This window comes from Steroidobacter sp. (genome assembly GCF_016790065.1).
Classification (GTDB): domain Bacteria; phylum Pseudomonadota; class Gammaproteobacteria; order Steroidobacterales; family Steroidobacteraceae; genus Steroidobacter.
This window is the reverse complement of record NZ_JAEUPY010000200.1, coordinates 1-4,133: the sequence shown is the minus strand read 5'-3', so window position 1 is coordinate 4,133 and position 4,133 is coordinate 1. Positions and strand designations below refer to the sequence as shown.

The 4,133-nt window shown below is 61.8% G+C and carries 4 protein-coding genes and 1 tRNA gene; 1 reads left to right on the top strand and 4 read right to left on the bottom strand.

Annotated elements, in window-relative coordinates; all coding sequences use genetic code 11:
• The 3 genes from JNL55_RS08605 to JNL55_RS08595 form a co-directional block, all read right to left on the bottom strand.
• Positions 1-1,187, bottom strand: a 1,187-nt coding sequence (locus JNL55_RS08605) for a hypothetical protein (RefSeq protein WP_293852029.1), incomplete at its 3' end; no start/stop codon positions are given.
• A 69-nt stretch (positions 1,188-1,256) separates the two neighbouring features.
• Positions 1,257-1,332, bottom strand: a tRNA-Ala gene (locus tag JNL55_RS08600).
• Positions 1,333-1,377: 45 nt separating this feature from the next.
• Complete coding sequence (locus tag JNL55_RS08595; protein ID WP_293852026.1) at positions 1,378-1,932, bottom strand: SixA phosphatase family protein; 555 nt, start codon at positions 1,930-1,932, stop codon at positions 1,378-1,380.
• A 53-nt stretch (positions 1,933-1,985) separates the two neighbouring features.
• Between JNL55_RS08595 and atzF the strand changes: the two genes are divergently transcribed.
• Complete coding sequence (atzF, locus tag JNL55_RS08590; protein ID WP_293852023.1) at positions 1,986-3,932, top strand: allophanate hydrolase; 1,947 nt, start codon at positions 1,986-1,988, stop codon at positions 3,930-3,932.
• A 15-nt stretch (positions 3,933-3,947) separates the two neighbouring features.
• On the opposite strand, the gene JNL55_RS08585 is transcribed toward atzF, so the two are convergent.
• Positions 3,948-4,133 (bottom strand): hypothetical protein (locus JNL55_RS08585; RefSeq protein WP_293852022.1); only part of this gene is annotated, 186 nt, incomplete at its 5' end.

Genomic DNA, 4,133 nt, shown 5'->3' with positions numbered 1-4,133 from the left:
TCCGTGACGTAACGGAACACCGCACGACGCCACAACTCCGCCGCCGTAAACACCAACGCCAGCAGGCCTGCGAATATCACCAACCGCCAGCCGAGCGCACGCCAGGCGTCTCGATACTGACGTTGAGTCGCATCCCGCCAGTTGTCCAGATTGTTTCGATACTGGGTCAGCAACACTTCGGCCTTGCTCAGCGGCGTCACGATTGACGAGGTTTGCTGGAACAACCAAGCGAGCGTGTCGTACTGATCGCGCACCTTCTTCAGACTGGCGCGATCCTCCGAATCCGCTACTACCGCCAACGCATCGCCACGCGCGCTCAGCGCTTTCAGCTGCTCCAGTGGCTTGGCTCGAATCTGTGTGAAGACGTCTTGCAGCTCGGCGGTGCGCCGGTCGACCGTCTCGATGGTCTGCGCCTTGGCGTTCAAGCGCACCACCGTCGCGGTCAAATCCCAAATGCCGAACTGGCTCAGCGACGCGCTGACTGCCGAAGTGACCGAAGTGCTACCTGCGGCGGCCGTGGTCGTCGTGGTCGTGGTCGTCGTTGGGGTCGCGCTCGACGAGGGTATCGACGCAGCGATGGCGTCGATGTGCGCCTTCAACGAATTGGCACCGGCGTTCTCGGTGGCGTACTGGGTCATGTTCGCAAACAAGTTGCGACGGGCATTGATCAGATCCAGCTCGCCTTGCAGGACCGACAGCTTGGCTTGCAGGTCGGCTTTGTCCGAGGCTGACGCCGCAGCGATCTGCCGTCGCACGGCTTCGATCTCGGTCTGCAATTCGGTGCGCTGTTCTTCCAGCCGCTGCCGGATGCGCTTGAACGATTGAGTTTCGGCGCTGGCTTCGTCCTCATGCTCCTGCGCGGCGCTGGCTTCGCTGCTGATCAACTCCGCATTGGCACGCGCGATCTCGAAGGCCAACGCCATCACCTTGTCGGCGGTCTGGCGATTGGCGTACAGAATCAGCAAATCGCTGGGCTGGGTGGCGGCCTGCTGCTGGGTGCCGAGCGTGCGATACCAATCGACGGTTTCGTCCAGGATCTGCACCACTTGTTCGCCGGTCATCACCGCGCGTGACGCGATCGGATCGGCGGCGGGTTCAGCGGCTGCGGCGGGTGCCGGTTCGGCGGCGCGAACCGTCAGGCCAAAAGACAGGATCAGCGCGGCAAGCAACGCAAGTCTGGCGGGCATGAATAGCCTTTCGCGTCCGTGAGCCGTAAGTTATTGTTCCGGCTTGGTATTAAAACGGGCGGGAGAAGTTGGTGGACCCGAGGAGGATCGAACTCCTGACCTCCTCATTGCGAACGAGGCGCTCTCCCAGCTGAGCTACGGGCCCACCGAAGGGCGCGAATTGTAGCACTGGACTTGCAGGTAGCAAGCGCTAGTACCGCATCCTCACCACTTTGGTTTTGGACACCTGGGGCACGAACACCACGAACATGGTGCCGTACTCCTCTTCGCCCAGGGTCACGCTCTCGCCGCTCAACGCCTGCACCAGCTGCGGGATGTTGTTGGTGTTGCCGGCGACCAGCACATATTCGCCGCGATGATCGCGGGTGATGCGCTTGGCCAGCTCCGACCAGGTGGCCGAAGGTACGACGTTCACCGGCAACGCCAAGGTCTCGGACAAGGGCGTCACTGTCTGGTGCGCACGACGAAATTCCGAGGCAAAAATCACATCCAGGCCTCGCACCGGGCGGGCCTTGGACAGCGTGGTCGCCAGGCGAGCCGCACGCTCGCGACCCTCGATGCTGAGCGGCGGATCGGGATCGTTGCCCGCCTCCACCTCGGCATGACGGACGACGAACACCACCGTGGTGGCACGGGCATCGAACAACCAGGCCGCCGCCGCCACCAAAGCGATGAACAACAGTACCGGCAACACCAGCGGGAAAAAGAACGGCCGCCGGCGCATCTTGTCGAGATCTCGTTGCATGGGCCGGATGATAGCATCCGAGCCCCACTCGGGGTTTCGGGGAGCCTATGCCCATGACTGCGCCGGTAAGAACGGCATGGACGCTGGCCGATTGGCGAGCCGCTTATCGCAGCGGCCAGCTGCAATTGAGCGATGTTTACAGCAGCGTTGCAGTCGACCCGCCGGATACCGCGTGGATCACGCGAGTCGATGAAGCGAAGCTGCACACGCAGCTGCAGAGCCTCGCCGCTCGACTGGCTTCTCTAGGTGGGGATCTGTCTCGGCTGCCCCTTTATGGCATTCCGTTCGCCGCCAAAGACAACATCGATGCCGCCGGCTGGCTGACCACTGCAGCTTGCCCAGCCTTCGGTTACACCGCACGCGAGGACGCAACCGTCATTCGGCGATTGCGTGAGGCCGGTGCGATCTTGGTCGGCAAGACCAACTTGGATCAGTTTGCCACCGGCTTGGTTGGCACTCGCTCACCTTACGGCGCCGTGAGTAATGCGTTTCGTAGCGAATACATCAGTGGGGGGTCGAGCGCTGGTTCCGCATCCGTGGTGGCTCGCGGGCTCGTGCCGTTTTCTCTCGGCACTGACACTGCAGGATCGGGACGCGTTCCGGCTTCGTTCAACAATATCGTCGGATTGAAACCCACGCGAGGGTGGTTGAGTACGACTGGTGTCGTGCCGGCGTGTCGCACGCTCGATTGCGTTTCAGTGTTCGCGCTGACTGTTGAAGACGCGGAGGAGATTGCCGGTATTGCGGGTGGCTACGATGCCAGCGATGCGTACTCGCGACCGTTCCCTACTACGGTTACCGGGGCAGCAACGTTGCGATTGGCCGTTCCCGACAAGCTGGAGTTCTTCGGGGATGCTCAAGCGCAAGCTGCGTTCGCCGCTGCTGTCGAGAGCTGGCGGTCTCTTGGCGCTTCAATCACAGCTATCGACTTCTCGCCGTTCAGCGAGCTGGCTGCTTTGCTTTACGAAGGGCCTTGGGTGGCGGAACGCTATGCTGTCGCCGAGTCGCTGCTGGAACGCGATCCAACGGCATTCCAGCCGGTGTTGTTGTCCATTCTCGCCAACGCCAGCAAGTTCACGGCGGTCGATGCGTTCAACTATGAATATCGGCGTGCTGCTCTCGCCCGCCGGATCGACGAATCGCTACAAGGATTCACGGCGCTGCTGGTGCCGACGACGCCGTCGATCTACACCATCGCTCAGGTTACGGAGAAGCCGATAGAGCTGAACTCTCGCTTGGGCACGTATACCAACTTCACCAATCTCGCCGATCTTTCGGCTTTAGCGTTGCCTGCCGGCTTTCGCGACGACGGCTTGCCCGCCGGCATCACGTTGCTTGCTCCAGCCTGGCAGGATGCTCGTCTAGCCGATCTCGGCAAACGCTGGCAACGACACGCCTCGCTGCCGCTCGGCGCTACCAGCCGCTCACTGTCGAGCATTGCGCAAGAAACAAAACCCGCTGCGACCAAACTACGCGAAACCGCCCTGGCAAATCTGAACGCAGCGACGGCTGTAACGACTGAGCGACTCGCAGTCGTCGGCACGCGCATCAACGAAGCAATAGCCGCAGCAACGGAGCATTCGCGAACCGTTGGTGCGAATCCCGCTGGAGCCGCTACCGTGCGACTCGCTGTCGTGGGCGCGCATCTCAGCGGCATGCCGCTCAATCATCAGCTGACGTCGCGTGATGCTGTCTTCGTCGAACGCTGCCGTACCGCTGCGACCTATCAGCTGTACGCGCTCGCGAACACGACGCCACCTAAACCTGGGCTGGTGAAAGCAGCTGCCGGCGCGCCCATCGAAGTCGAACTTTGGGACGTCCCGCTCGAACGGTTCGGATCGTTCGGAGCTGAGATTCCCGCGCCTCTCGGCATCGGCTCGTTGGAACTCGAAGACGGCCGCGTGGTGAAAGGCTTCATCTGCGAGCCCATCGGCTTGCAAGGCGCACGAGACATCACCGCGTTCGGTGGCTGGCGCGCTTATCTCGCCAGCCTGAAGTAAGGGTCTAGTGTGCTACTACTGAGCCGCGCCGGAGTCGAAACTACGCGCGGCATCGAGAATGGCGCGAGCGATTTCCGCATCACTCTTCGATGTCACCGAAGAATCCAGAAACACTCGATACGACTTGATCGCAAATACCGCGATACCCATGGGCCCCGCCGGCACGCGCACCGAAAAACTATCACGCCGGTCGCGAATGAA

Excerpts from the sequence above, each read along its gene's own strand:
- JNL55_RS08595 (WP_293852026.1), bottom strand. The coding sequence starts at position 1,932 with ATGCAACGAGATCTCGACAAGATGCGCCGGCGGCCGTTCTTTTTCCCG.
- atzF (WP_293852023.1), top strand. The coding sequence starts at position 1,986 with ATGACTGCGCCGGTAAGAACGGCATGGACGCTGGCCGATTGGCGAGCC.